This is a genomic window from Alloyangia pacifica, assembly GCF_900116195.1.
Taxonomy (GTDB): domain Bacteria; phylum Pseudomonadota; class Alphaproteobacteria; order Rhodobacterales; family Rhodobacteraceae; genus Salipiger; species Salipiger pacificus.
Map to the genome: position 1 here is coordinate 129683 of NZ_FOZW01000008.1, position 23740 is coordinate 153422.

General features: G+C 66.2%; 23 protein-coding genes. 13 read left to right on the forward strand and 10 right to left on the reverse strand.

From position 1 onward, the window contains the following. Positions 1 to 19: 19 nt before the first annotated feature. Positions 20 to 1204, reverse strand: coding sequence for a pyridoxal phosphate-dependent aminotransferase (locus BM397_RS17390; protein WP_092427172.1), 1185 nt, complete (start codon positions 1202 to 1204; stop codon positions 20 to 22). A 1-nt stretch (position 1205) separates the two neighbouring features. Then, positions 1206 to 1868 carry a TetR family transcriptional regulator C-terminal domain-containing protein gene (locus BM397_RS17395; protein ID WP_092427175.1) on the reverse strand — a complete coding sequence of 221 codons (663 nt, stop codon included), beginning with the start codon at positions 1866 to 1868 and terminating at the stop codon, positions 1206 to 1208. Between the two features lie 158 nt (positions 1869 to 2026). On the opposite strand from BM397_RS17395, the gene BM397_RS17400 reads away from it, so the two are divergent. The 4 genes from BM397_RS17400 to BM397_RS17415 all read left to right on the forward strand — a co-directional run bounded on the left by BM397_RS17400 (position 2027) and on the right by BM397_RS17415 (position 5245). Then, on the forward strand, positions 2027 to 2800 hold the full coding sequence (locus BM397_RS17400) for an ABC transporter ATP-binding protein (protein ID WP_092427178.1): 774 nt from the start codon (positions 2027 to 2029) through the stop codon (positions 2798 to 2800). Between the two features lie 36 nt (positions 2801 to 2836). Next, on the forward strand, positions 2837 to 3613 hold the full coding sequence (locus tag BM397_RS17405; protein WP_092427180.1) for a transporter substrate-binding domain-containing protein: 777 nt from the start codon (positions 2837 to 2839) through the stop codon (positions 3611 to 3613). A gap of 71 nt (positions 3614 to 3684) precedes the next feature. Continuing rightward, positions 3685 to 4404, forward strand: coding sequence for an ABC transporter permease (locus BM397_RS17410; protein ID WP_092427183.1), 720 nt, complete (start codon positions 3685 to 3687; stop codon positions 4402 to 4404). A gap of 10 nt (positions 4405 to 4414) precedes the next feature. After that, the gene (locus BM397_RS17415; protein ID WP_092427186.1) at positions 4415 to 5245 is read left to right on the forward strand and encodes an ABC transporter permease; all 831 of its coding nucleotides are present in this window, start codon (positions 4415 to 4417) and stop codon (positions 5243 to 5245) included. Between the two features lie 31 nt (positions 5246 to 5276). Here the strand turns inward: BM397_RS17415 and BM397_RS17420 are convergent, their stop codons facing one another. Next, positions 5277 to 6233, reverse strand: coding sequence for an NAD(P)-dependent oxidoreductase (locus tag BM397_RS17420; protein WP_092427189.1), 957 nt, complete (start codon positions 6231 to 6233; stop codon positions 5277 to 5279). A gap of 325 nt (positions 6234 to 6558) precedes the next feature. Here BM397_RS17420 and BM397_RS17425 point away from each other — a divergent pair, with 325 nt between their 5' ends. Both BM397_RS17425 and BM397_RS17430 read left to right on the forward strand, forming a co-directional pair. Next, a complete protein-coding gene (locus BM397_RS17425) occupies positions 6559 to 8673 on the forward strand; it encodes a TonB-dependent siderophore receptor (RefSeq protein ID WP_092427192.1) in 2115 nt (704 codons plus the stop codon). A gap of 67 nt (positions 8674 to 8740) precedes the next feature. Further along, entirely contained in the window at positions 8741 to 9748 is a 1008-nt protein-coding gene (locus BM397_RS17430) for an ABC transporter substrate-binding protein (RefSeq protein WP_092427195.1), read from the forward strand. A gap of 69 nt (positions 9749 to 9817) precedes the next feature. Here BM397_RS17430 and BM397_RS17435 read toward each other — a convergent pair whose 3' ends face one another. Then, complete coding sequence (locus BM397_RS17435) at positions 9818 to 10327, reverse strand: hypothetical protein (protein ID WP_143187067.1); 510 nt, start codon at positions 10325 to 10327, stop codon at positions 9818 to 9820. 56 nt (positions 10328 to 10383) lie between these two features. After that, on the reverse strand, positions 10384 to 10704 hold the full coding sequence (locus tag BM397_RS17440) for a cyclic nucleotide-binding domain-containing protein (protein WP_176806733.1): 321 nt from the start codon (positions 10702 to 10704) through the stop codon (positions 10384 to 10386). Between the two features lie 157 nt (positions 10705 to 10861). On the opposite strand from BM397_RS17440, the gene BM397_RS17445 reads away from it, so the two are divergent. Further along, positions 10862 to 12256 carry a tannase/feruloyl esterase family alpha/beta hydrolase gene (locus BM397_RS17445; protein WP_092427204.1) on the forward strand — a complete coding sequence of 465 codons (1395 nt, stop codon included), beginning with the start codon at positions 10862 to 10864 and terminating at the stop codon, positions 12254 to 12256. Positions 12257 to 13739: 1483 nt separating this feature from the next. Here BM397_RS17445 and BM397_RS17450 read toward each other — a convergent pair. Beyond that, the gene (locus BM397_RS17450) at positions 13740 to 14063 is read right to left on the reverse strand and encodes an H-NS histone family protein (RefSeq protein WP_092427207.1); all 324 of its coding nucleotides are present in this window, start codon (positions 14061 to 14063) and stop codon (positions 13740 to 13742) included. A 510-nt stretch (positions 14064 to 14573) separates the two neighbouring features. Here BM397_RS17450 and BM397_RS17455 point away from each other — a divergent pair. Then, complete coding sequence (locus BM397_RS17455) at positions 14574 to 15653, forward strand: endonuclease/exonuclease/phosphatase family protein (RefSeq protein ID WP_092427210.1); 1080 nt, start codon at positions 14574 to 14576, stop codon at positions 15651 to 15653. A gap of 9 nt (positions 15654 to 15662) precedes the next feature. Here BM397_RS17455 and BM397_RS17460 read toward each other — a convergent pair whose 3' ends face one another. The 3 genes from BM397_RS17460 to arsB are packed head-to-tail and all read right to left on the reverse strand — an operon-like array spanning position 15663 to position 18788. Further along, positions 15663 to 16967, reverse strand: coding sequence for an MFS transporter (locus BM397_RS17460; protein WP_092427212.1), 1305 nt, complete (start codon positions 16965 to 16967; stop codon positions 15663 to 15665). 28 nt (positions 16968 to 16995) lie between these two features. Next, the gene (arsH, locus tag BM397_RS17465; protein WP_092427215.1) at positions 16996 to 17718 is read right to left on the reverse strand and encodes an arsenical resistance protein ArsH; all 723 of its coding nucleotides are present in this window, start codon (positions 17716 to 17718) and stop codon (positions 16996 to 16998) included. 20 nt (positions 17719 to 17738) lie between these two features. Further along, positions 17739 to 18788, reverse strand: coding sequence for an ACR3 family arsenite efflux transporter (gene arsB / locus BM397_RS17470; protein WP_281241963.1), 1050 nt, complete (start codon positions 18786 to 18788; stop codon positions 17739 to 17741). Positions 18789 to 18907: 119 nt separating this feature from the next. On the opposite strand from arsB, the gene BM397_RS17475 reads away from it, so the two are divergent. Beyond that, positions 18908 to 19246 (forward strand): ArsR/SmtB family transcription factor, encoded by a 339-nt coding sequence (locus BM397_RS17475; protein WP_092427219.1) that lies wholly within the window; start codon positions 18908 to 18910, stop codon positions 19244 to 19246. 528 nt (positions 19247 to 19774) lie between these two features. Here BM397_RS17475 and BM397_RS29365 read toward each other — a convergent pair. Further along, a complete protein-coding gene (locus BM397_RS29365) occupies positions 19775 to 19945 on the reverse strand; it encodes a hypothetical protein (protein WP_176806735.1) in 171 nt (56 codons plus the stop codon). Between the two features lie 541 nt (positions 19946 to 20486). Here BM397_RS29365 and BM397_RS17485 point away from each other — a divergent pair. From BM397_RS17485 to BM397_RS17500, 4 genes are all read left to right on the forward strand, one after another. Beyond that, positions 20487 to 21401 carry a flagellin N-terminal helical domain-containing protein gene (locus BM397_RS17485; protein ID WP_092427225.1) on the forward strand — a complete coding sequence of 305 codons (915 nt, stop codon included), beginning with the start codon at positions 20487 to 20489 and terminating at the stop codon, positions 21399 to 21401. Positions 21402 to 21552: 151 nt separating this feature from the next. Next, complete coding sequence (gene lysM, locus BM397_RS17490) at positions 21553 to 21972, forward strand: peptidoglycan-binding protein LysM (RefSeq protein ID WP_092427229.1); 420 nt, start codon at positions 21553 to 21555, stop codon at positions 21970 to 21972. A gap of 194 nt (positions 21973 to 22166) precedes the next feature. Beyond that, positions 22167 to 22649 (forward strand): CYTH domain-containing protein, encoded by a 483-nt coding sequence (locus tag BM397_RS17495; RefSeq protein ID WP_092427232.1) that lies wholly within the window; start codon positions 22167 to 22169, stop codon positions 22647 to 22649. A gap of 190 nt (positions 22650 to 22839) precedes the next feature. Then, the gene (locus BM397_RS17500) at positions 22840 to 23739 is read left to right on the forward strand and encodes a transferrin-binding protein-like solute binding protein (RefSeq protein WP_092427235.1); all 900 of its coding nucleotides are present in this window, start codon (positions 22840 to 22842) and stop codon (positions 23737 to 23739) included. Position 23740 lies beyond the last annotated feature (1 nt).

A 23740-nucleotide genomic window follows, 5' to 3' on the forward strand; every position in this document is an offset into this window, starting at 1 on the left:
GGCTGCCGAAGGCTCGGGGTCAGGCGACCCGGCGCGCGGCGAGATCCACGCTGAGCGCCTCGATGCGCCGCGCCGCCTCTTCAAGCTGCGCGTCCGGGACCGTCAGCGCGACCCTCACCAGCCCGCCGCCGTTGCTGCCGAAGGCGCTGCCCGGCATCACCGCAACGCCTTGCTCTTCGAGCAGCCGCCAGGCAAAGGCTTCGCCGTCGAGCCCGGTGCCCGAGACGTCGAGCATCAGGAACATGCCGCCGCGCGGCATCTGCGCCGAGAGACCCGGCATCGCATTCAGCCGCGCGCAGAGCATCCGCGCGCGCCGCCCGAAGGCCTCGCGCATCCGCGCCGAGGTGTCGAAGGTGCCGCGCAGCGCCGCCTCTGTCATGTCGGCGATGAACGGCTGGTTGCCGAAGAGCATCGTCTCGGAGACCGGCAGCAGCGCGGCGCAGAACTCCGCCGGACCGATGGCCCAGCCGCTGCGGAAGCCGGTGGCGGCGTGGCTTTTCGAGATCGACGAGACCACCACGACGCGCTCGCGGAGCGCGGCGATCTCCAGCGGCGAGGTGAAGCTGCCCTCGAAGATCAGTTCGGCATAGACCTCGTCGCAGACGATCCAGAGATCGTGCTCGGCGCAGATCGTTCCCAGCTCTTCGAGCGTCGCGCGGTCGATCACAGCGCCGGTCGGGTTGTGCGGCGTGTTGAGCAGCAGCACTCTGCTTTCGGGCGTGATTGCGGCACGCAGGTCGGCGGGCTGCAGCACGAAATCCCGGTCCATGCGCAGCGGCACCGGCTGCACGTGGCCGCCCGCGGCAGACACCACGCCCTCGTAGGTGGCATAGTAGGGATCGCCGATCAGCACCCCCTCGCCCGGCCCCACCAGCCCCAGCATGACCGCGAAGAGCGCGGTCTGCGTGCCGGGAAAGCACAACACGTTCTCGACCCCGATCTGCGGATGGCGCGGACGGTAGGCCTCGACCAGCGCCGCCACCAATCCGGGCTCGCCACGCCCGTTGGAGTATTGCGTACGCCCGCCGCGCAGCGAAGAAACGCAGTGTTCGATAAGCGCGGGGTCCGGGGCGATGTCCGGCTCGCCGATGGTCAGCTCGAGGATATCCTCGCCCGCATCGCGCCGGGCGCGGGCGGCATTGTGCACGGCCCACTTGTCTCCGCCGAGGGTGCGCAGGCGTTCGGTGATCGCGGCATACCGCATGTCAGCTCCTTTCGTCTTCGAGCGCCAGGTGGCGCGTCAGCGTGGTGTCGGGCAGCCGCAGGATGCCCTCGGCGGCGGCGAGCGCGATGGCCGGAAGCCGCCGCGCGTCATAGAGCCCATGGCCCAGCGAGCCCTCGATCCACAGGCCGTCGATCAGCCCGTTGAGCGCGATGGCGAGATGCTTGCACCGGGCCGGGTCCGCCGGGCAGCCCTGCGCCACCAGCACCGGGTGGATGCGCGCCTCGAGCAGGTCGAGGAACTCGCGGTAGCCCTCGCGGTGAATGTCGGCATAGGCCGGATCGACGCGCACCCGCCCCACGAAAGTGGCCCAGAGCGAGACCTTCACCCCCGAGAGGCTCGGCGGCGCGAAGTTGGCCGCGATGACTTCCGCCAGCGCCGCCTCTGGCGACAGCGCGTCCCCGGCCCCGGAATCCTCGGCGGCGGCGGTCATCTGGCCCATCAGGTAGGCGTAGGCGGCGCGCACCATCTCGTCCTTCGAGGGGAAGTAGTGGCGGATCAGACCGGCCGAGACCCCGGCCCGCTCGGCAATCTGCCGCGCCCCGGCCCGGTCGAGCCCGAGGTCGGCGACACAGGCGAGGGTCGCCTCCAGCAGGTCGGTGCGGCGACGGTCCTGCGACAGGCGGCTGAAGGCACGCCGGGTCACGCCCGGCCTCCCGCCGCCAAATCCATCATATTGAGCACCTTCCGTATGGTCACTTTGACTTCCTCGTCGAGATTTGTTTTACATTCGTACAACAGCAGAGAAATTGCAAGGGATGCAGCCGTCCGGGAGCGCCCGGATTCGGCAGGGGGGGGACAGCCATGAACAACGCCACGCCGGCGGTAGAGATCCGCGACCTGCACAAGCACTTCGGACGCCTCGAGGTGCTCAAGGGCATCTCGCTCACCGCCCGCCCCGGCGACGTGGTGGCGGTTATCGGCGGCTCCGGATCGGGCAAGTCCACCATGCTGCGCTGCATCAACATGCTCGAGACCCCCAGCGCCGGCGAAATTGCCATCCACGGCGAGGCCTACGCCATGCGCCCCACCCGTGATGGCGGGCTGGAACCGGCGGACCGCAGGCAGCTGCAGCGCATCCGTGCGCAGCTCGGAATGGTGTTCCAGAACTTCAACCTGTGGCCGCACCGCACCGTGCTCGGCAACGTGATCGAGGTGCCGGTTCAGGTGCTGGGCATGCCCCGCGACGAAGCCGTGGCCCGCGCCCGGCAGGTGCTCGAACGCGTCGGCCTCGCGGAGAAGGAAGACGCCTACCCCGCCCATATGTCCGGCGGCCAGCAGCAGCGCTGCGCCATCGCGCGGGTGCTGGCGGTTGAGCCGCTGGCGATGCTCTTCGACGAGCCGACCTCGGCGCTCGATCCCGAACTGGTCGGCGAGGTGCTGACCGTGATCCGCGACCTCGCCGCCGAGAGGCGCACGATGATCCTCGTCACGCACGAGATGGGCTTTGCCCGCGATGTGGCCAGCCACGTCGTCTACCTGAAGGACGGCCGCATCGAGGAACAAGGCCCGCCAGAGCAGATCTTCGGCGATCCGCGCTCGCCGCACCTGCAGCAATTCATCCGCTCGATCGCCTGACCGCCCCGCACCAAGAAAACCAACAGAGGAGACACCATGTTCAAGACACTCGCGCTCGCCGCCACCGCCGCCGCCGCGCTCGCCGCCCCGGCCCTTGCGGAGCCCTACAAGGTCGGCATCGCCGCCGAGCCCTATCCGCCCTTCTACAGCCCCGACGCGAGCGGCAACTGGAGCGGCTGGGAGATCGACTTCGCCGATGCGCTCTGCGCCGAGATCGAAGCCGACTGCGTGATCACCCCGGTGGCCTGGGATGGCATCATCCCGGCGCTCAACACCGGCAAGATCGACATGATCGTCGCCTCGATGAGCATCACCGAGGAGCGCGCCAAGCAGATCGCCTTTTCCGACAAGTACTACGACACGCCGACCGGCGTGATCGCCCTGAAGGACAGCAAGGTTCAGCCCACCCCCGAAGGCGTCGATGGCGCCTATCTCGGCGTCTCGGTGGGCACCATTCACGAAACCTATGCCCGCGCGCATTTCGCCGAGACCGCCGCGGACATCCGCAGCTACCCGACGGTGGACGAGGAACTGCAGGACCTCGCGGCGGGCCGCATCGACGCGGTGGTCGGTGACATGCTGGCGCTGATGCCCTTCCTCGAGAGCGACGCCGGCGCCGCCTGCTGCGAGTACCGTGGCGCGGTCGAGAGCGACCCGTCGATCCTCGGTCACGGCGTCGGCGTGGGCCTGCGCAAGGAGGACAGCGAGCTGCTCGATCGGGTAAACTCCGGCATCGCGGCGATCCGCGCGAATGGCACCTATGAAGCACTGTCCGAGCCCTACTTCGAGGGGCTCGACATCTACGGCAGCTGAGCCGACTTCCCGGGCCGCGACACCAGCGTCGCGGCCCGGCACACTTCAACGACACGGGACACGGCCGCACGATGATCGACGCAATGGATTTCAGCCTGCTCGCACTTTCCTCACCGGGATGGGGCGGCGCGCTTCTCGCCGGGTTCCTGCGCTCGGTCGAACTGGCGGCAGGCGGCTATCTGCTCGGACTTGTCATCGGCCTGCTCGGCGCCACCGCCAAGCTCTACGGCGGGCGCGTGCTGCGCGACATCGCCGAGATCTACACGCTGCTCATCCGCGCCGTGCCCGAGCTCGTGCTGATGCTGCTGTTCTACTACGTGGGCACCGACCTGCTGAACAAGCTGATGGGCGCCATGGGGCGCGAGGGCATCGACATCGACGGTCTCAGCGCCGGCATCCTCGTCATCGGGCTGGTGCAGGGCGGCTACGCCACCGAGGTGATCCGCGGCGCCATACGCGCCGTGCCGCCCGGACAGATCGAGGCCGCGCAGGCCTTTGGCATGTCGCCCCTCAAGGTGCTGCGCCGGGTGACCCTCCCAGCAATGACCCCGCACGCGCTGCCCGGCATGGCCAACCTTTGGATGATCGCCACCAAGGACACCGCGCTGCTTGCCGTCATCGGCTTTTCCGAGCTGACGCTCGTGACCAAGCAGGCCGCCGCCGCGACCCGCGAGTACTTCCTTTTCTTCATCGCCGCCGGGCTGCTCTACCTCGCGCTCACCCTCATTTCGAACCTCGGCCTGCGCTGGCTCGAGCGGCGCGCGCGCCGCGGCCTGCCGGCCGCCGCCTGAGGAGCGCCACATGCCCGATATCGACATCGCCACCCCGATCCGCCCTGCTCCCGCGCTGCCGCTGCGCGCACGCCTCGCACCGTTGCTGATGCCGCACCGACTGGTCATGGCCGGGCTCGCGCTCACCGCCCTTGCTGCGATCGTCACCCAGATGGATTGGAGCTGGCTGCCCGGCTACCTGCCGAAGATCGGCCACGGTCTGCTGGTGACACTGGCGCTGCTCGTCTCCAGCGTCGCCGCGGGCTTTGCGCTGGCGCTGCCGCTCGGCGCGGTGCAGGTCACCGGCCCGGCGCCGCTGCGCTGGCTGGCCAACGGCTTCTGCACGGTGATCCGCGGCACGCCGCTGCTGCTGCAGCTCTGGTTGATCTACTACGGGCTCGGCGCGCTCTTCGCGCAGTTCCCGGAAATCCGGGCCTCCTGGCTCTGGCCCTACCTGCGGCAGGCCTGGCCCTACGGCTTCCTGACGCTGACGCTCTCCTTCGCCGCCTATCAGGGCGAGGTGATGCGCGGCGCCTTTGCCGGGGTGCCGCGCGGCGAGCTGGAGGCGGCCCGCGCCTTCGGCATGCCGCGGCTCATGGTTTTCCGTCGGGTCTGGTTTCCGCGGGCCGTGCACCGCGCGCTGCCGACGCTGGCCGGCGAGATCATCCTGCAGCTGAAGGCGACGCCGCTGGTGGCGACGATCACCGTCACCGACCTCTACGCGGTGATCACCCGCGTGCGGCAGGCCACCTATCTGACCTACGAGCCTTTGCTGCTGCTGATCGCCATCTACCTGTGCCTGAGCGGCACCCTCACGCTGGCGCTGCGCTGGCTCGAAGGGCGGGTGCCGAGCGGACGCTGAGCCCGCTCCGCCCCGGCCACGTCCGGCCCGGTCAGTAGCCGCGCGCCCGGTCCACGGCATAGGCCATGGGCTGACCGTCGCGCAGCGCCCGCGCGGTCTCCACCACCTGCTCGGCCACCACCTCGGGAAGCGAGTCGCTGGCCACATGCGGGGTCAGCCGCAGCCGGGCGTCGCGCCAGAAGCGGTGCGTGTCAGGCAGCGGCTCCTCGCGGAAGACATCGAGCGTCGCCGCCTTGAGCTGCCCGCTGTCCAGTGCCGCCAGCATATCCGCCTCGACCAGATGCTCACCACGACCGATCTGTACCAAGGACGCCCCCGGTGCGAGCCGCGCGAAAAGCGCCGCGTCCAGCACGTTTTCGGTCTCGGTGGTCAGCGGCAGCACGTTGACGAGGTGGTGCGCCCCCTCGGCTGCCCGCGCCACTGCGCCCGGGCCGGTCAGATAGGTCACACCAGCCAGTTGTTCTTCGGGCAAGCTGCGACAGGCCACGCGGATGGAAAAGCCCATGGCCCGCAGTCCCCGCACCACGGCGCGCCCCATGGTCCCATGACCCAGCACGGCCACCTGCACCGAAGCGGGTGCACGCATCCGCACCGGCGCCCATCGCGCCTGCGCCGCGTTTCGCGCCATTTCGTCGAATCCGCGCTCGTGATGCAGCACCTCGTGCACCGCGTAGCCCGCCATGAGTTCGGCCTGATGTGGATCGCGCACCCGTGCCACGGCCGCAGAGGCGGGCAGACCCGGATGGGCCAGCAGCGCATCGACCCCGGCAGCGACCGACATGGCAAGGCCGAGGTTCGGAAAGGGCGCGAAATCATCCTCGCCCGGCTGCCAGCAGATCGCGAAGCGCACGTCCTCCGGGCGCTCGACCTCCTGCGGGTGACGCAACACCACGTCGGAGGCGCAGCGCCGCAGGGCGTCCCCGTAGAGCCGGTCAAGGTCCTCCGTGGCACTGAGATAGACGCCAAGGATCGGGTCGTGCGCGGGCATGGTATCGGCTCCCTCTGAATTGGTTCCCACTTATTGCACGCCTGTACAACAATGGCCATGCCACAGTGGGTTGGCTCGGTCCGGGCCTGTGAGGTTGCACCCCCAAAAGCGCAGGGTCGCGGATCGCTTCTGCCCCGAACGCGCGAGGTTGCCGCTAAGTAAGCCCGAAAATCGGCGCGCTGCGGGGAAGAAGGGGCTTTCACTAGGATAAATATCTGATTAATATAGTAAGGAATAGCCATGCCAAGGTTCCGCGTGCCTCGCCCCGCGACAAACCGCTCCTCAGCCAGCCTGCCCGACAAAAAGAACCAACAGGTAACGCTGGATGACCTCTTCCCCGACTGCCCGCACCGGCGCAGCCCCGCGCTGCGCACGACCCCGCTCGAACACCCGCTTTCTGCTGCTCGCCGGAACAGCCGTGCTGCTGCCTCTCGCTGCAGCAGCACAAGAGACCCCCTACGAGCTACGCCCAATCCAGCTCGGCATCGCCGACAACGATGCCGGCACGACCGTCGCGCAGCAGACCACGGCAAGCACCAAGACGAGCACCGACATCCTCGACACGCCCGCCTCCGTCTCGGTGGTCACCTCGGCCGAGATTGCCAAACGCGGGGCGCAGAACCTCGAGCAGGTGATTGGCTATACTGCCGGGGTCTCGGTCAATGAATGGGGCGGCGACGACCGCTACGATGGCTTCCGGATCCGCGGCTTCGATCTGACGGCGCTCGGCCTGCTCTACCGCGACGGGCTGCCCCAGCGCGGGGCCGGCTGGACCTTCGCCCGACGCGAGCCCTACGGGATGGAGCGGGTCGAGGTGCTGAAGGGGGCCAACTCCTCGCTCTTCGGCCTCAGCGCGCCGGGCGGGCTGGTCAATGCCGTCTCGAAAACCCCCAAGGACAACCGCTTCGGCGAGGTCTACAGCACCCTCGGAGCCGATCATGCCGAGCTCGGCTTCGACATCGGCGACAAGCTCACCGAGGACAGCACGCTGACCTACCGGCTCACCGGCAAGTGGCAGGACAGCGAATACTCCTATGACCATTCCAACGACGACCGCGCCTACCTGCAGGGCGGGCTGACCTGGCGCCCGACCGAGGCCACCACGCTCACCTTCCTTGCCGAGTACAACAAGCGCGACGGCGTGCCTGGCAACGGCATCCCATCGGGCTACGGCATCGACCGCGACACCTTCCTCGGCGAGCCTGAGTTCAACGAGATGAACTCGGTCGAGCGCAGCGTCGCGCTGCAGTTCAGCCATGACTTCGGCGGCGGTCTGAGCCTGCGCTCCAATGCCCGCTACAGCCTGTTCGACCTCGATTACGAGCAGGTCTACGGTGCCGATCCGACCGACCCGACCGCGGCACGCTCGGCCTTCGCGGTCTACAGCGACAGCGAACAGTTCGCGATGGACACCGCGCTGCAATTCGACACCATGTTGGGTGGCGCGCAGAGCCGCACCCTGCTCGGCGTCGAATACAGCCGCGTCAGCGTCGACGAGGACGACTACTTCGGCACCGTCGATGGCATCGACGTGAATGACCCGGACTATTGCGACAGCGCCTGCACCATCTCGCTGATCCCCTATTACGACTGGACCCCGGAACAGACCAACAGCGCGCTCTACCTGCAGGAAGAACTGACCTGGGACCGCTGGGTCGCCACCGCCGGGCTGCGCAAGGACTGGATCGACTTCGACGTCGAGAACCACCTTGCGGGCACCTCCACCGAGGAAAGCTACGCGCATGTCTCGGGCCGTTTCGGTCTGACCTACAAGATCACCCCCGAGCTGGCGGTCTACGGCAACTACTCCGAGAGCTTCTCGCAGGACGTCTGGGGGCTTGGCGACGAGCCGACCGAGGGGACCCAGTACGAGGTCGGCATGAAGTACCGTCCAGCGGGCACCAACGCGCTCTTCACCGCGGCGCTGTTCGATCTGACCCAGACCAACGTCTCGACCGCCGTCAGCCCGACCACCTATCGGCAGATCGGCGAGATCGGCGTGCGCGGACTCGAGCTCGAGGCGAAGCTGGACGTGAGCGAGCGTTTCGGCCTGCTCGCCTCCTACTCCTACTGGGATGCCGAGATCCGCGAGGACGGCATCACCGGCAACGAGGGCAACCGGCCGGCGCGCACGCCCGAGCATCTCGCCTCGATCTGGGCGGACTACACCATCCCGGGCGCCGGGGCGCGGGGCGATATCGATCTGGGGGCCGGGATCCGCTACGTCGGCAGCACCTGGGGCGACGACGCCAACACCGTCGAGAATGACGCCTACACGCTGGTCGATGCCTCGGTGGGCTACGCGCTGACCGACGATCTCGACCTGAACCTCAACGTCAGCAACCTCTTCGACGAGGACTATGTGACCACCACCTACTACGGCACCGACTACTACGGCGATGGCCGGACGGTGACCGCCACGCTGAAGTACAGCTGGTAAGGCGCGCAAGGGGCTGCCCCGGGAACGGGGTGGCCCGGATCGCGCGCAAGCCGCCGAAGGAGACAACATGACCAGCTCGGACGCCGCCCTGTCCCGGCGCAGCTTCCTGTCCGGCAGCGCCTGCCTGCTCGCCGCCCCGACGCTTTCCGCAGCGGGCAGTGATCTGCGCTTCGAGAACACCTTCGGCGAGACCGTGCTTCCCGCCCCGGCCTCGCGGGTGGTCTCGCTGGGCTACAACACCCAGGACGCGCTTCTTGCCCTCGGCGTGCTGCCGGTGGGCATCCGCTATTGGTACGGCGATCACCCCTATGGCGTCTGGCCCTGGGCGCAGCATCTTCTGGGCGCGGCGCAGCCGACGATGATGACCGGCGAGGTCTCGATCGAGACCGTCGCCAGCCTTGCTCCGGGGCTGATCGTCGCCAGTGGCTCGGGCATCTCCGAGGCCGAATACGCGCTGCTGTCGCGGATCGCGCCGGTGCTGATGCAGGACCCCGCCCAGTCCACCTACGGCAGCCCCTGGGACGTGGAACTGCGCCGGATCGCCCGCGCCACCGGCACCGAGGCCCGCGCCGAGACGCTGATCTCCGCGGTCCGCAACCGGTTCGCGGCCTTCCGGACCGCGCATCCCGGCTGGCAGGGGCAAAGCGCCGTCTGCGCCTGGCACGACGGCGGCCAGACCGGTGCCTTCATGGGCGGCGACACGCGCGCACGCTTCCTTGCCGAGCTGGGGTTCACGCCGCCGGAGCGGCTGAGCGAGATGCAGGTGATCGACGGCTTCTACACCTCGCTGTCACCCGAGGACCTGTCGCCCATTGACGCGGACCTTCTGGTCTGGATCTCCTCGGAGGAGCGCGCCGCGGACATCGCCGGGCTGGCCATGCGCCGGACGCTCAGGGCCTGTGCCGAGGGGCGCGAGGTGTTCTGCGACGAGCTGCTGGCCGGGGCGATGTCCTTCGGCAGCGTACTGTCGATGCCCTTCGCGCTCGACCGGCTGGAGCCGGAGTTCGCTGCCGCATTGGACGGGGATCCCGAGAGCATTGTACCGAGCGCCCGCGCCGCCGGGCTGCTCCGCTAGACGCGCAGAATGCCGCTCAAGAAAATTTGCCCGCCGACAGGGCGGGCCCGGCAAGAGAGCCCCCCAGGCTCAGGTCGGAAGTACATCGGACCGGTCGGACCCGGAGAGCAGGCTGCCCATCAGCTCCGCCGCCGCGGCCAGGCGCTCGGTCAGTCCGCCTGCGGCGCCGCGCTCACCCGGGACTCCCCGCAGCGTGTCCGCCCAGACCGCCATCGCATCGCCTGTGCGCTGGTCCAGCTCCCACCGCGCGCCGCTGTCGATGATCCAGTCATCGGCCAGACCGACCGCGGTGTCGTCGAAGGTCCCGGCATCGTAGGCCGCGGCGAGGGCGCAATCGGTCCAACCGTCTGCACCGACCAGCCGCAGCACCTCGACCCGCCCGCCGTGATCCTCCATGTCGCGCAGGGTCAGCGTCCCGAGCGCCGTATCCGCCGCGCCGCCCTCCCCCGTCCGGCCGAATTTCTCGGCAAGGCGCAGCAGACAGGCGGCCAGCCGCACTCCGGCCTTGTGCTGGGCGCGGAGCTCGAAGAGGCTGAGCCCGTCACGCGGGCGGCGGCACAGCTCGCCGATCAACGCCATCATTGCCTCCGGCCGCTCCTGGAGAAAGCGGAGCACCTGTCCGCGCGGCAGCACTCTCAGGCCGGTCTCGCTACTGGCACCGCATCGGCACTCCGCAGCCCGCCGTCGAGAAGGGCGATCTCGCCGAGCAGCTCGCCGTCGGACAGATAGCCGATCACCGACTTGCGCCCGGACCGCGAACAAACGCTGATCTCGACCCGGCCGCTTTCGATCACCAAGAGCGCGTCCGCCGGATCGCCACGCAGGAAGATGCCCTGGCCGGCCGCATAGTCACGGCGAAGACCGCCCTGCACGAAGTCTTGCCGGTCGTGCTCGGAAAGCGCCGCCAGCAGCAGGCTGCCGGGCAGCGCGCGGGGTTCCGTATCTGGCTCTTGCATGAGGCCGCCTCCGGGGTCTGCCGCAAGACTGCCCGCCGGGCGGATTTCAGGCAAGACCATGTGCCCCAACGGCAGGACGCTGCGTCAGCTGACAAAAACCTTGAGATGATCACGCCTCACAGCAATTCTCCTCAGGGGAGAAAATGGGAGGAAATCCATGAAGTTCACCGCCGCGACGTTGGCGCTTCTGGCGAGCGCGTCCTACGCCTACGCAGACCAGACCCCGGAGGACTGCAGCGCCCTGCGCGACACGGTCTTCGACGGGGGCTATGTCACCTCGGCCCGGGTGCTGAGCCCCGAGGGGCTGCCGCAATATTGCGAGGTGCGGGCCACCGCGCTGCCGGCCATTTCCATCGAGGTCCGCCTGCCGCTTTCTGGCTGGAACGGCAAATTCTATCAGGCCGGCTGTGGTGGCTTCTGCGGCATCCTGGGGCGTGCCGACAGCGGCCAGTCCTGGGTCAACGCCATGCGGCCCGGCCTCGAACGCGGATATGCCACGGCGACCTCGGACAGCGGCCACCACGGGCTGTCGGTCACCGAAGCGACCTGGGCACAGGACAACCCCGACGCCGAGCGCGACTGGGGCTGGCGATCGATCGGCGAGACCAACCGCGTGGCGCAGGTGATGATCGACGCCTTCTACGGCACCGCCTCGAGCGGCGCGATCTTCCAGGGCTGCTCGACCGGCGGGCGGATGGCCCATGTCGCGGCGCAGCGCTACCCCGAGATGTTCGATGGCATCATCTCGGGCGCCCCGGCGATGGATTACACCGGCCTCGTGGGCACCGCCATGTCCTGGGTTTTGCAGGCCAATACCGCCGAAGACGGCAGCCAGATCCTCGGGCCTGACGAGGCCGCCAAGATCGGTGCGGCGGTGCTGGAACAATGCGACGGCACCGATGGTGCCGAAGACGGGGTGATCGCCGACCCGCGCGCCTGCAAGGTCGACTACTCCAGCCTCGAGCTGACCGACGAACAGCTCGACACGCTGGTGAAATGGCGCGAAGGGCCGCGCAATGCGGCGGGCGAGCAGCTCTACCCGGGCGGCATCCCCGAGGGCTCCGAGCCCTTCTGGTGGCTCTGGCTGACCGGCAATGCCGAGGGCGCCGGCAAGCTGGTCTCGGGCTTCGCGAATGGTTTCACCCGCCACATGGCCTTTGCCGAAGACCCTGGCACCGACTACTCGCCACTCTCCTTCGATTTCGAGGCGGACCCGGCGCGCATGGCGACCGCCGTCTCGGTCTACAACGGCGACAGCCCGGACCTCTCGGCATTCCGTGCGGCGGGCGGAAAGATGATCGTCTACCACGGCTGGGCGGATTCCATCGTGACGCCCTACAAGACCGTCGAATGGTACGAGCAGGCGGCCGAGGCGGCCGGCGGTGAGGCGGCGCTCAACGAGACCGTCAAGCTGTTCATGATCCCCGGCCTCGACCATTGCGGCATCCTGCCGGGCCCGGACGGGGTGAACTGGTCCTCGCTTGACCCGATGGGTCCGCTCGAGGCCTGGCTGGCCGACGGCACTGTTCCCGCCTCGATCATGGCCAAGTGACACCGCCCCGCCCGCCGCGGGGGATCGTGGCGGGCGGGGACTTTTCGCTCTCGCCGGGAATTCGGCCTGAAGGCGAGGTTTTCACGTGCGCGGGAGATGTCGTCCAGCCGGTCACTGGCGTCATACAGCCGGTATTTCAGGACAAGAATGCCTCGCCGAAGCTCGTGGAACTCATTCCGCAACGGCTCGATATCCGAGTGCGACCGAAGCAATTCATTGTGCCTGCGGTCCATTCAGGCGCGGGTTTGGCGCGCATAGGCGAACTTTTCGCGAAGGCAGGGGCCACTCCCCGATGACAAATCCCGGAAAGCGGGCCAAGGCATTGAGACAGGCCAACCCTGCCGCAATGTTCGGCACCGAACTCACCGCGTCCCTTGGTTCCGTCAGAAGAATGTACAGGAGAGCCGCAGCGGCGAGAATTGGAATGCCAGTCGTGTCAAACGCCGCGCGACAAAGATCAGGGGCTTCCTGAAAAATGAAGCGTCCTCATTCTCATCGGCTACGCGCCGCGCACTTGAGTAGCTACAGCCATCTTCCACAGATCGCCTTTCGGAAGGACTCCCGGGCCGATGATCACGCCTTCGATAGCGACACCTAGAGCGGCGCGAAGTGGTAAACGGAGAAGCTCCGCCTGCACGACATGAACGCCCGAACCATCCGACACCGCCGCCCAACGACAGATCAAGTGGTGGCGTTTCCGACTTAGCGTCCGGCTCTATCGGCATTTGGAGTGCCGCCCCTACCATGGGAGGGATAAAGGCGCGATCCGCTGAGAACAGACAACAGGCTGTCCATTCGGTCCCCTATTTTACTCGGAGCTGCTCAGGTCCAACAGCTTTGCGGCCCCGGGATAGATGACCCCGCGCATTTCGGCCCAGCCCAGCTGCGCCGCAATCAAAACTCCGCAATTTCACCATGCTCAAGGTTCAAGCACGGAGAGCTGGCACAGTTCAGCTTGATCCCCCCGGTGCATCGAGCCTTATTTTGAGGCGCAGGGCGGGTCCGACGAGTATCAAGCACAAGCCCCGAAAGCCGGTCAGCAGCGCCAACGCGTAGGCATGGGCCGCAAAATCCGGGACGTCTCCGAACCGACCGGCGCCACTCCAGTCGAGGATCTCGAGCGGCCGACTCGTGGACGTTTCGGCCATCGGCGGCCCAAATGCCAAGCGCTTAGGGAAAAGTGCCGGCTTCCACGAACGACACCGCGGAAAATGCTTGAAAACTCGAGGAGCCCCCCTCTCACGGCACAGAGGTCCGAAAGGCGCCGGCGGAGAGGCCTCGTGCCGGCACGCGGCCTCTGTCGCAATCCTATCGCATGGGCGGCGGTCGGGAATTCAGCTTCCGCGGCGGGGCCGAGGATGCAAATCGAGCCCGAAGTCGCCCCCGGGCCCGTCATGGGTTTGCGGTATGGTCTTTTGGTCGCGCTTCGGCGAAGAGAAACCCGGCGCTCGCAGCTCGCACGGACGTCTGTCGCCGTCATGGTTCAGGACGCGATTGCCAGCTCGTCCAGATCGCCGCCGGACGAAAGATGGGCTTCGACCCATTTCGGTTTGCGACCGCGGCCCGTCCAGGTTTGGGAGGGGTTTTCCGGATGCGCGTACTTCGGCGCGCCCTTGGTACCCTTCTTTCCCGTCGCCTCGAGCAATTCCGAGAGAGAGTAGCCGTGCTCTTTGGCGAGGGCTTCAGCCGCGGCACGCGCCTTGGTTTTCTGGCGCGCATCGTAGTCTGCCAATGCCTTGGAGACACGCTTGCTCAACTCGGTGAGCTCTTTCTCATTCATGTCATACAAGTCAATTTTATCAATCATTCTTCGTCTCCGCTTTCACTGTCACGAATATAATCCTGATTTCTTACCTAATCAAGTTACCCGGCACGACCTCGGAATAAATGCGCGGGAAAGGGCCGGTCTATTGGTGGCCATGCGTTGCGTTTTGCCGGGCTCGTCTCGATCTGCAGGGGGCTCTGTCATTCGCAAGAAACTTCCCGTCGAATGCTTAAATTTCTGTTATACTTGGGCTTGCACAGCTTCGCCGGGGCACCCGCACCTTGGCCCGGGATCATTCATCTTTGCGACTCCGATACAGGGCCCCGAGCACCGCTAAACCGTTTTTGAAATAGGTCCGGTTAAGTGAACGCCTGAAGGCGACTCCCGTACAAATCCTGATTGCTGACGCCAAAAGTTCCTAAAATCTTTCCACAGATTTTTACTTCTTCAAAGCATCGACCATTGCAAGGCCAACATTGTAAAATTCGATCAAATTCCATCACGGACGCGCACGTTTGGGCGTCTCGCAAATCATTCAAGCAGGAGGAAGCCATGGCCAGCTCGCGAAATTCCCGCAATATCACATTTGCGACATTCAATCTCTATAATCTTCAATTGCCCGGCGAGCCCTTCCGAAAGGCCACCTACACACAGGCCGAATACGACGCCAAGATCGCATGGTCTGCGCGCATGCTGCTCGAACTCGACGCGGATGTCATCGCGTTCCAGGAACTCTGGCATCCGCAGGCACTGCATGATCTCTTCGAAAGGGTGGCAGGGCTCACCGGACCTTCGGGTAAGGTCTTCAACTATGATCTGCACTTCATAAAGGAGCCCGGCATCACCTGGTACGACATCGCCGTTGCCGTGGCGGTGCGCAAACCCTGGACCGCGGCCTCGAAAAGCCTGCACAAGCAATTCGGTCCCGGCTTCCTTCTCAAGAAGCGCGGCGGCAAGCGTGACCCGGAAGACAATGAAATCGAGGTGGAGATCGAGAAATTCTCGCGCACGGTCATCGCACTGGACATCGTCAACGCCGACAAGCCCAAGGTCCCGGCGATCACCGTCTTTGCCTCGCACCTCAAGTCGAAATTGCCCACACGGCTGGACGCCGAGGAATGGGCGGTCCCTGCGATCAGGAACAATGCGACGGCCCTGGGTGCGGCACTCTCCACCATCCGCCGAACCGCCGAGGCTGCCGCGCTGCGCGACATTCTCGGGGACGCCCTGCGCGACAATGACAGGCCGGTGGTGCTACTCGGCGATCTCAACGACGGGGCGTCCAGCAATACGCTGGCCATCATCACCGAACAGCCGAGCTTCAAGCTGTTTGAGGCCAGCGCCTCCGGCGCCAGATCTGACAGAGGGCTCTATGCCGCCAGCCGACTGCAGAGCTACCGGCTCATCGGGGCCGGCGAACACACGCATGAATACAACGGCGAGCGCGAGGTGCTCGATCACGTCCTCGTTTCGGAACAGTTCTACGACCATTCCGACAACCGCAAATGGAGCTTCCAGCAGATGCGGATCTGGAACGATCACCTCGAGGATGGCAACCCTGCCAGCTCGGACCACGGCGTGGTGCGCGCGGTGTTCTGGTGGGACCCGCGGCCAGAAGACAAACCGACGTGAAGCCGCCGCTCAGCCGGGACGCCGCAGCCTGACAGCGAGGGCCAGCAGCACGCCGAAGGCAAGGCAGGCCGCCGCAAGCGCCACGCAGAGGGCGAGATCGTAGCCCCCGATCCGCCACAGCAGCGCGCCCGCCTGCGGCGAGAGCGAGGCGACGATCAGAAACGGCACGGCCATGAAGCCCGCGATCATGCCAAAGGAGCGGCGGCCCAGCACCTCGGCCATGACCACCGGCTTAAGGATGCTGACCAGCCCGAAACTCGCCCCGAAGAGCAGCGCGAAGCCGAAGACCGCCCCGGGCGCCATCGGCACCACGACGAGCAACACGGCAATCGCGCAGGCGATCCCCGCAAAGGCGCCCACCGCCACGCGCATCCCCGAGGCCCGGTGCCCGGCCAGCATCATCGCCAGCCGCCCCAGCACCTGCATCGGTCCGAACATCGAAGCTGCCAGCACCGCCTGCCCGAGACCCAGACCGCGGTCCGTCAGGATCGGCATGATATGGGTCAGCACCAGCCCGTAGGCGAGGCCGATCAGCGAGAAGGCGATCAGGATCAGCCAGAACTCGGGGCGCGCACGTGCCGCAACAAAGGCCGCGCGGTCCCCGGCGCGGTGCTCGGGCGTATGGCTGTCCTCGGGGCAGCATTCCAGCATCGTCGCGCCGGCGAACATGGCGGGCAGCCCGATCAGGGCCACGGCACCGGCGAAACACAGCACCGCCCCGCGCCAGCCGAGCGCTTCGGACAGGAACGCCCCCGCAGGATAGGCCAGCGTCGAGGCAAAGCCCGCCACCAACGTGATGCGGGTGATATTGACACGCGCGCGCTCATGCGTCGTGCGGGTGACGAAAGAGAAGCACGGCTCGTAGAGGCAGCAGCCCTCGGCGATCCCGAGACCGAGCCAGGCGATCAGAAACACCCAGTAGCTCTGCGCCGAGGCAAGCAGCAGGAGCGACAGCGCCCCCAACGCCATGCCTCCGCTCAGCAGCCAGCGCCCCCGGCCCCGGTCCACCAAGCGCCCGGCGAGGGGCGAGACACCGGCCCCGGTCAGCGTCGCGCACATGAAGGCCAGCGTCAGCCAGCCCTTGTCCACCTCCGGACCCCATGGCTGAACCTCCTCCCACGTCAGAAGAAGGGCGGCGAAGATGTAGTAGAGCGCGCCGTAGCCCACGGTGGCTCCGACACCCAGCAGCCAGACCGCCAGCCGTTCCGCCCGCTCCGGCTGCCGCTGCGCATAGCGATGCGGATCGAGGCCAACCATCTGCCAGGCCCGGTCGATGCGGCTGCCGACGCGGGCCAGCCCGCCCAGCAGCGGCATCACGCGCCCGCCTGCCCCGTCAGGGCGGTCATTCGGAAGCAGCCGCTTTGGCCTGGCTCATCCGCTTCGACAGTTCGGCGTGGCTCTCCACCCGCTCCGAGTAGCGATCGACGAGGTGATCTTTGATGTCGCGCGTCAGCAGGGTGAACTTCACCAGCTCCTCCATCACATCGACGATGCGGTTGTAGTAGGGTGATGGCTTCATCCGCCCGGCCTCGTCGAACTCGTCCCAGGCCTTGGCGACCGAAGACTGGTTCGGGATGGTCAGCAGCCGCATCCAGCGCCCGAGGATGCGCAACTGGTTGACGGTGTTGAACGATTGCGAGCCGCCGCAGACCTGCATCACCGCCAGCGTCTTGCCTTGCGTCGGGCGCACCGAGCCAAGAGAGAGCGGGATCCAGTCGATCTGGCTCTTCATTATGGAAGTCATCGAGCCGTGCCGCTCGGGCGAGGACCAGACCATGCCCTCGCACCAGCTCACGAGGTCGCGCAGTTCGGCGACCTTGGGATGATCCGGCCCGGTGGTGTCGGTCTGCGGCAGGCCGTGCGGGTCGTAGATGCGCACCTCGGCCCCGAATGTCTCCAGAAGCCGCCCCGCCTCTTCCGCCGCGAAACGCGAGAAGCTGCGCTCGCGCAGCGAGCCGTAGAGGATGAGGATGCGCGGCTTATGCGTGCTGCGCGTCGCAGGGAACAGCGCCGCCGGATCAATCGGACGGAAGCACTCTTCGGAAATATTGGGCGTGTCGGCCATGTCTGGTTCCTTAGTCATCGTCATTGCGCGTTCGGGAAACGCGCGCGGGTGCGGTTGGCGAAGGCCACCAGCGAGAGCATCACCGGCACCTCGACGAGAACACCCACCACCGTGGCCAGCGCCGCGCCGGAGTTGAGGCCGAAGAGGCTGATCGCCACCGCCACCGCCAGCTCGAAGAAATTCGAGGTGCCGATCATCGCGCAGGGCGCGGCGATGCGATGCGGCACCTTCAGCAGGTAGGCCGCGCCATAGGCCAGCGCGAAGATGCCGTAGCTCTGGATCAGGATCGGCACGGCGATCAAAGCGATCACCAGCGGCTTGGCGAGGATCACCTCGCCCTGCAGCCCGAAGAGAATGGCGACCGTGGCGATGAGCCCGGCCATCGACAGCGGCTTGATCTTCGCTGTGAAGGCGTCAATCGCCTCCTGCGAGCCCAGCATCCGCCGCGTCGCGAGGCCCGCCAAGAGAGGCAGCAGCACGTAGAGCACCGTCGCCAGCACAAGCGTGCTCCACGGCACCGCAATCTCGGTTACCCCGAGCAGGAAGGCGACGATGGGGGCAAAGGCGAAAACCATGATCAGGTCGTTCACCGAGACCTGCACCAGCGTATAGGTGGCATCGCCCCGGGTGAGCTGCGACCAGACAAAGACCATCGCGGTGCAGGGTGCCGCGCCCAGCAGGATCAGCCCCGCGACGTATTGCGTGGCGTCTTCAGGGGCGATCCACGGCGCGAACACATGCTCGAAGAAGAGCACCGCCAGCAGTGCCATGGTGAAGGGTTTGACCAGCCAGTTCACCGCCAGCGTCACCAGAAGCCCCTTGGGTTGGCGCGCGACCCCGGCGACGGCGCCGAAGTCGACGCCCACCATCATCGGGTAGACCATCGCCCAGATCAGCACAGCGACCACGAGATTGATCGAGGCAACCTCCGCCGCGGCGATGGCCTGCATCAACCCCGGCGCGAGCAACCCGAGGATGATACCGCCCACCATGGCCAGCGCCACCCAGAGGGTCAGAAGGCGTTCGAAACGGCCCATCGGGCCTTGGGTCGGGGCAAGGGTCTCGTGCATCGCGTGACGGTCTCCGGGGCAAGGGCCAATCAGTCATTTCGGAAACTTCCGAATTGATCCCGGCGTAGCGGCGGACGCGGCAGCTTGTCAAGCTTCGTCATTTCGGGCATTGACGAAATATGAAACAGGATGACGCCATCGACGCTTTTTCGGCGCTTGCACACGAAACCCGCCTCGCGGTGTTCCGACTTCTGGTGCGCGAGGGACCGGGCGGCGTCCCGGCTCTGGAGATCGCCCGCCGGCTCGACGCAAAGCCCTCGACCCTCTCAGGGCATCTGGCGGTGCTGAAACGGGCGGGGTTGGTCAGCGCGACGCGGCGGCAGAAGGAAATCCTCTACGCGCCGAACTTCGGCTCGGTGGATGCGCTGGTCCGCTTCCTGCTCGAGGATTGCTGCGGCGGCGACGCCGCCGCCTGCGGCAGCCTGCCATCGATCGCCGGCGCTGGCGCGGAGCCCTGACCCGGCAATCTGTCGGGCGAGGGCACGCCCTCTCTCGCCTCAGCGATAAGAGCCACCGAGCAGGGCGAAAGAGACGGAGCCTGCACCGGCTGAACCACCCGCGCCCGAACGAGCACCAGATCGAGTGCGAGTGCGAGCCCCAGCGCCGGCGCTTCCACACCGGAGCCCACGCGGATCAGAAAGGGCTCGATCGCCAGCAGGCTGCCGATATGCAGGATCAACCCGTCGCTCTGAGCATCGTCATCCACGCCCGGTCGCCATCACCCTGCGCGCATGATGACGCGGTTTCTCCCGGGCCACGTGTCATCGGTCTGCACCTCAAGGTGGCTCGCTTCGCCAAAACTCAGCCTCGGCCTCAGACGGGAATGGTGCAGCCCTGTTGGCAACCGGTTTTCAGGCGCGCGCGACGGTATGATCGCCGCGCCGCTCGAGCGGCCCTCCAAATGAAACGCCGCCCGGATCCTGGGAGATCCGGGCGGCAATTGTGCGAGATATGTCGGGTAATTGACACAGGCCAATGCGGGGAATTCAGCCGTGGCGAACGATTCTCTTTTCAGCCCAGGGCGGAGCAATCTTCATCTCTGGGTTGATCGGGAGATTGACGTAGTACTCCATATCTCCGTAGCGACGCTCATAGACGCCCCAATCGCAGACATATTCGACCCGGTATCCAGCCAGTTTCAGGAGTCCTTGGACCATGTTCTTTCTCCTCTTCCCTGCCTTGCCGGACATCCCGTGATCTCCGTGGCCTGAAACGAAACTACCTCAGACACCCCTGGCGCCTCCAGGCCCGCGCAGGGATGGCACACCGCGTCTGATGGGCAGTCACCTCGCCGAAGGGATAGGCCGTACACTCCCGGAGGGCTGCGGCGCCGATCCACCTGCTCAAACTGCGTCTTGAAGACCCCCAAGAGCGCGCTTCCAGCCAGATCCGGTCGACCGAGAGATCTGGCAGCGATCCCGACCCTGCTGCATGCCACCAAAAGGTGGCAATAGCGCAGAGGATGTGTCTGCAACCATATGCCGAATTCTATTTCCGACGCTCTCGCCAATAACTGTAAGGCAGGAGACACATATATAAATCGCGAAGTGTCGCCAAATTGACTTTATAAAAAATATACGGCAATTAACCCTGAATTAAGAATAAGACCCAATATAGTCTCCGGGTGCACGAGTATCGCGCCCCGGGGTCAGGCGCCAGAACGGCGGCCCGACTTCGTTGAAGTTTGGAGCAGTAATTATGACCTCGGTACGCACCAACGCCTCATCAATGGCGGCCCTGCAGACGCTCAGACAGGTCGGCAGGGACCTGGACACAACGCAGAATCGCATTTCCACCGGCCTCAAGGTCCAATCCGGCAAGGACAACGCTGCCTACTACGCCATCTCGGAGAGCATGAGCAGCGATGCGTCAGTATACGCGTCGATCAGCGAGGGGCTCACCTTGACGCGCAACGGGATTTCCACCGCCCGGCTCGGCGCAGAAAGCTTTCAGGACCTTGCCGGGGAATTCGTCGATCGGCTCGCCTTCGCCCAGGGGGCCGAGGGCGGCATGGCCGACATTGCCGGCGACCTCGAGGGCCTGGTTTCGCAGATGCGCGACATCATCGCGCAGGCGACCTTCAACGGCACCGACCTGGTGAACGCCGCCGGCGCGACCTCGGGCACGGCGGCGGTGACCGCGCTGGGGGTGCTCACCACCTCCTCCACGGTCAGCGCGCAGCAGACCGTCGTCACTGGGATCACCCGCCGCGGTGGCGGACTGTCGACCACCAACTCGAGCTTCGAGTCGGTCGATCTGACCCGGTTGATGATGGGCTTCGAGGCGATTGCCCTGAATTTCGAGGCCAACGCCACCGCCAGCACCGGCCCGACCTTCCTGCAGAACGTGCTGAGCGCCGCCGACGGGCTGCAGGCCGAGGCGATCTCGGCGAACACCCGGCTCGGTGTCGTCGAAAAGGGCATCGAGCAGCAGCAGGAATTCCTTTCGGCCTTGGTCGACAACCTCAAGACCGGGGTCGGCGCGATGGTGGATGCCAATATGGAGGAAGAGGCCGCGCGGCTTCAGGCCCTGCAGATCCAGCAGCAGCTGGCCACGCAGGCGCTGTCGATCGCGAACGCGCAACCGCAGGGCATTCTGGCGCTGTTCCAGTAACCCCGCGTCCGGTCGGGCCCGCTCTTGTCTCCGGTTCAGGTCTCCCGTTCAGGCCAACTCCCGCCACCGCGATTTTTTCCGGTGGCTGGACGCGCCGTGCTGCGCAACACTGCGCCCATTGCAGCGACCGCATTTCAAGGGAGATTTCGCCATGGGACTTTTCAGCTTCCTGAAGGGCAAGGGCAAGAAGCTCGGCACAGAGCCGACGCCGGCCAAGGCCGAGCTCGAAGGCGAGCTCGACTCGCTGGGGCTCGACAAGACGGGCGTTGACATCGAGGTCGACCCCGAAAGCTCCAAGGTGACGATCAAGGGCCAGCCCAAGGACCAGGAAACCCGCGAGAAGATGATCCTCGCGGTCGGCAACATCGAGGGTGTGGCGGCGGTGGAGGACGAGGCCGAGGGGCCCGCCCCGGTCTTCCATACCGTCGAGGAAGGAGAGAACCTCTGGAAGATCGCCGAGGCAACACTGGGCGACGGCGCGCGCTTCAACGAGATTTTCGAGGCGAACAAACCGATGCTCAGCGACCCGGACAAAATCTATCCCGGCCAGGTTCTGCGAATTCCCGCCTGAACAGGCGCCGCACCAAGGGGAGGGGCGCTAGTCGCCGCCCCTCTGCCACCTGAGCGGGCAATCACGCGGCCTGCCGCCGACAATCATGGCAGCGGCCCGGTGTTCCAAGGGCGTTGGCGCAGCGTGCAATTTGCCGCCTTGCCTTTCGCCCCACCCCCGGCGACACTCCCCCGAACTGCAAACGCGGGTTGCCCATGCCACGGGAAATCGAACGCAAGTTTCTGGTAGCATCCGAGGCGTGGCGCGATCATGTCTCTCACCGGGTCGAGCTCCGCGACGGGGTGATCGCACTGCGGGACGGGTGCAAGGTGCGCGTCCGCTTCTACGGCGACGCGCAGGCCACGCTCAGCGTGAAGGGACCGAGGGCGGGCATGTCCCGCGACGAGTTCGAATACGCAATTCCCTGCGAAGATGCCCTGGCGATGCTGTCCAAGCATTGCGACGGGCCGCCGCTCCGCAAGACCCGCCACCACCTCGTGCACGCCGGCCAGAACTGGACCATCGACGAGTATCACGGCGCGCTGGCAGGCGTGCTCATCGCCGAGATCGAGCTTGCCTCGGAGGATGCCGCCTTTGCACGACCGGCATGGCTCGGCAGCGAAGTGACCTATGATCAGGGCTACCGGCAATCCGCCCTGATGCGGCGCCACAGGGCGGCCCTCGCTGATAGCGCCTGAGCCAGAGTTCTTTACAAATCGCAAACGACTGTGGTTCACTGATGGGGCGAGTCCGCGAGGCGCGCCTATTTTAAGTTGTTTTCTTCGCTTCCACGTCGCCATTTCTGGCGGATTTGCAGAAGACCCGGCCATTTTACCGCCGGCGTACAGATCCTGATCTTTATTCAAGTTGCGTTTTTTGTGAGGAATTATGAAGTACGTTTGTTTCGGTACCGCCGCGCTGGCATTGTTGTCAGCCTGCGGCGACGGCAGCACCAGCGCCCGCAGCGGCTCGGCCAGCGCCAGCACCATCGCTTTCACCAGCACGAGCACCACCGATGACGGCACCTACCGCGCCGACGGCATGACGGTTTCGACCGGCTACCAGACCGATGCGGATGGCAATGTCGTCTCCGTCGGACCCGTGGTGACCGACAGCACCGCCATCACCGACCTGACCTACGAGGGCGGCGCGCTGACCGGCGTTACGGTTCGGACCAGTTCCGGCACGATCGTCCTGTCGGCGGCCAGTGGCGATACATTCGACACCACCACGGTCGCAGGCGGCATTGTCGCCACCACGGCGGATGGCAACACGCTCCTCGTTGCCGCGAATCCCGTCAGCCAGGGCTACGAGTACCAAACCTTCGGCAGCTGGCAGACCGGTCTCAACGGCACCAGCCGAGTCGCCGGCGCGGGCTCGATCGGCAACCGGACCTCGGCCAGCCAGATGCCCACCACCGGCAGCGCCAGCTACTACGGCGACAGCCTCGGCCAGGTGATCACCAACGGCGAAGTGGCGGTCACCACCTCGTATATCGCGGTGGACACGCCGGATTTCGACAGCATCGAGATCTACAGCAGCGACACGATCACCGCAGACCCGACGACGGGGGCGAAGATCGCCGATCGCGCCGACCTCGACTTCTATGCCGCCGGAACCATCAGCGGCAGCGGATTCTCCGCCGGCATCAACTACGGTCAGCTGACCGGCTCGGTCGATGGGCAGTTCTACGGCGGCAACGCCCAGGAGGTCGGCGGCACCTTCTCGGGAACCACCCCCGACAGCACCTACATCGGCGCCTTCGGCGCGGTCGACACCACACGCTGAC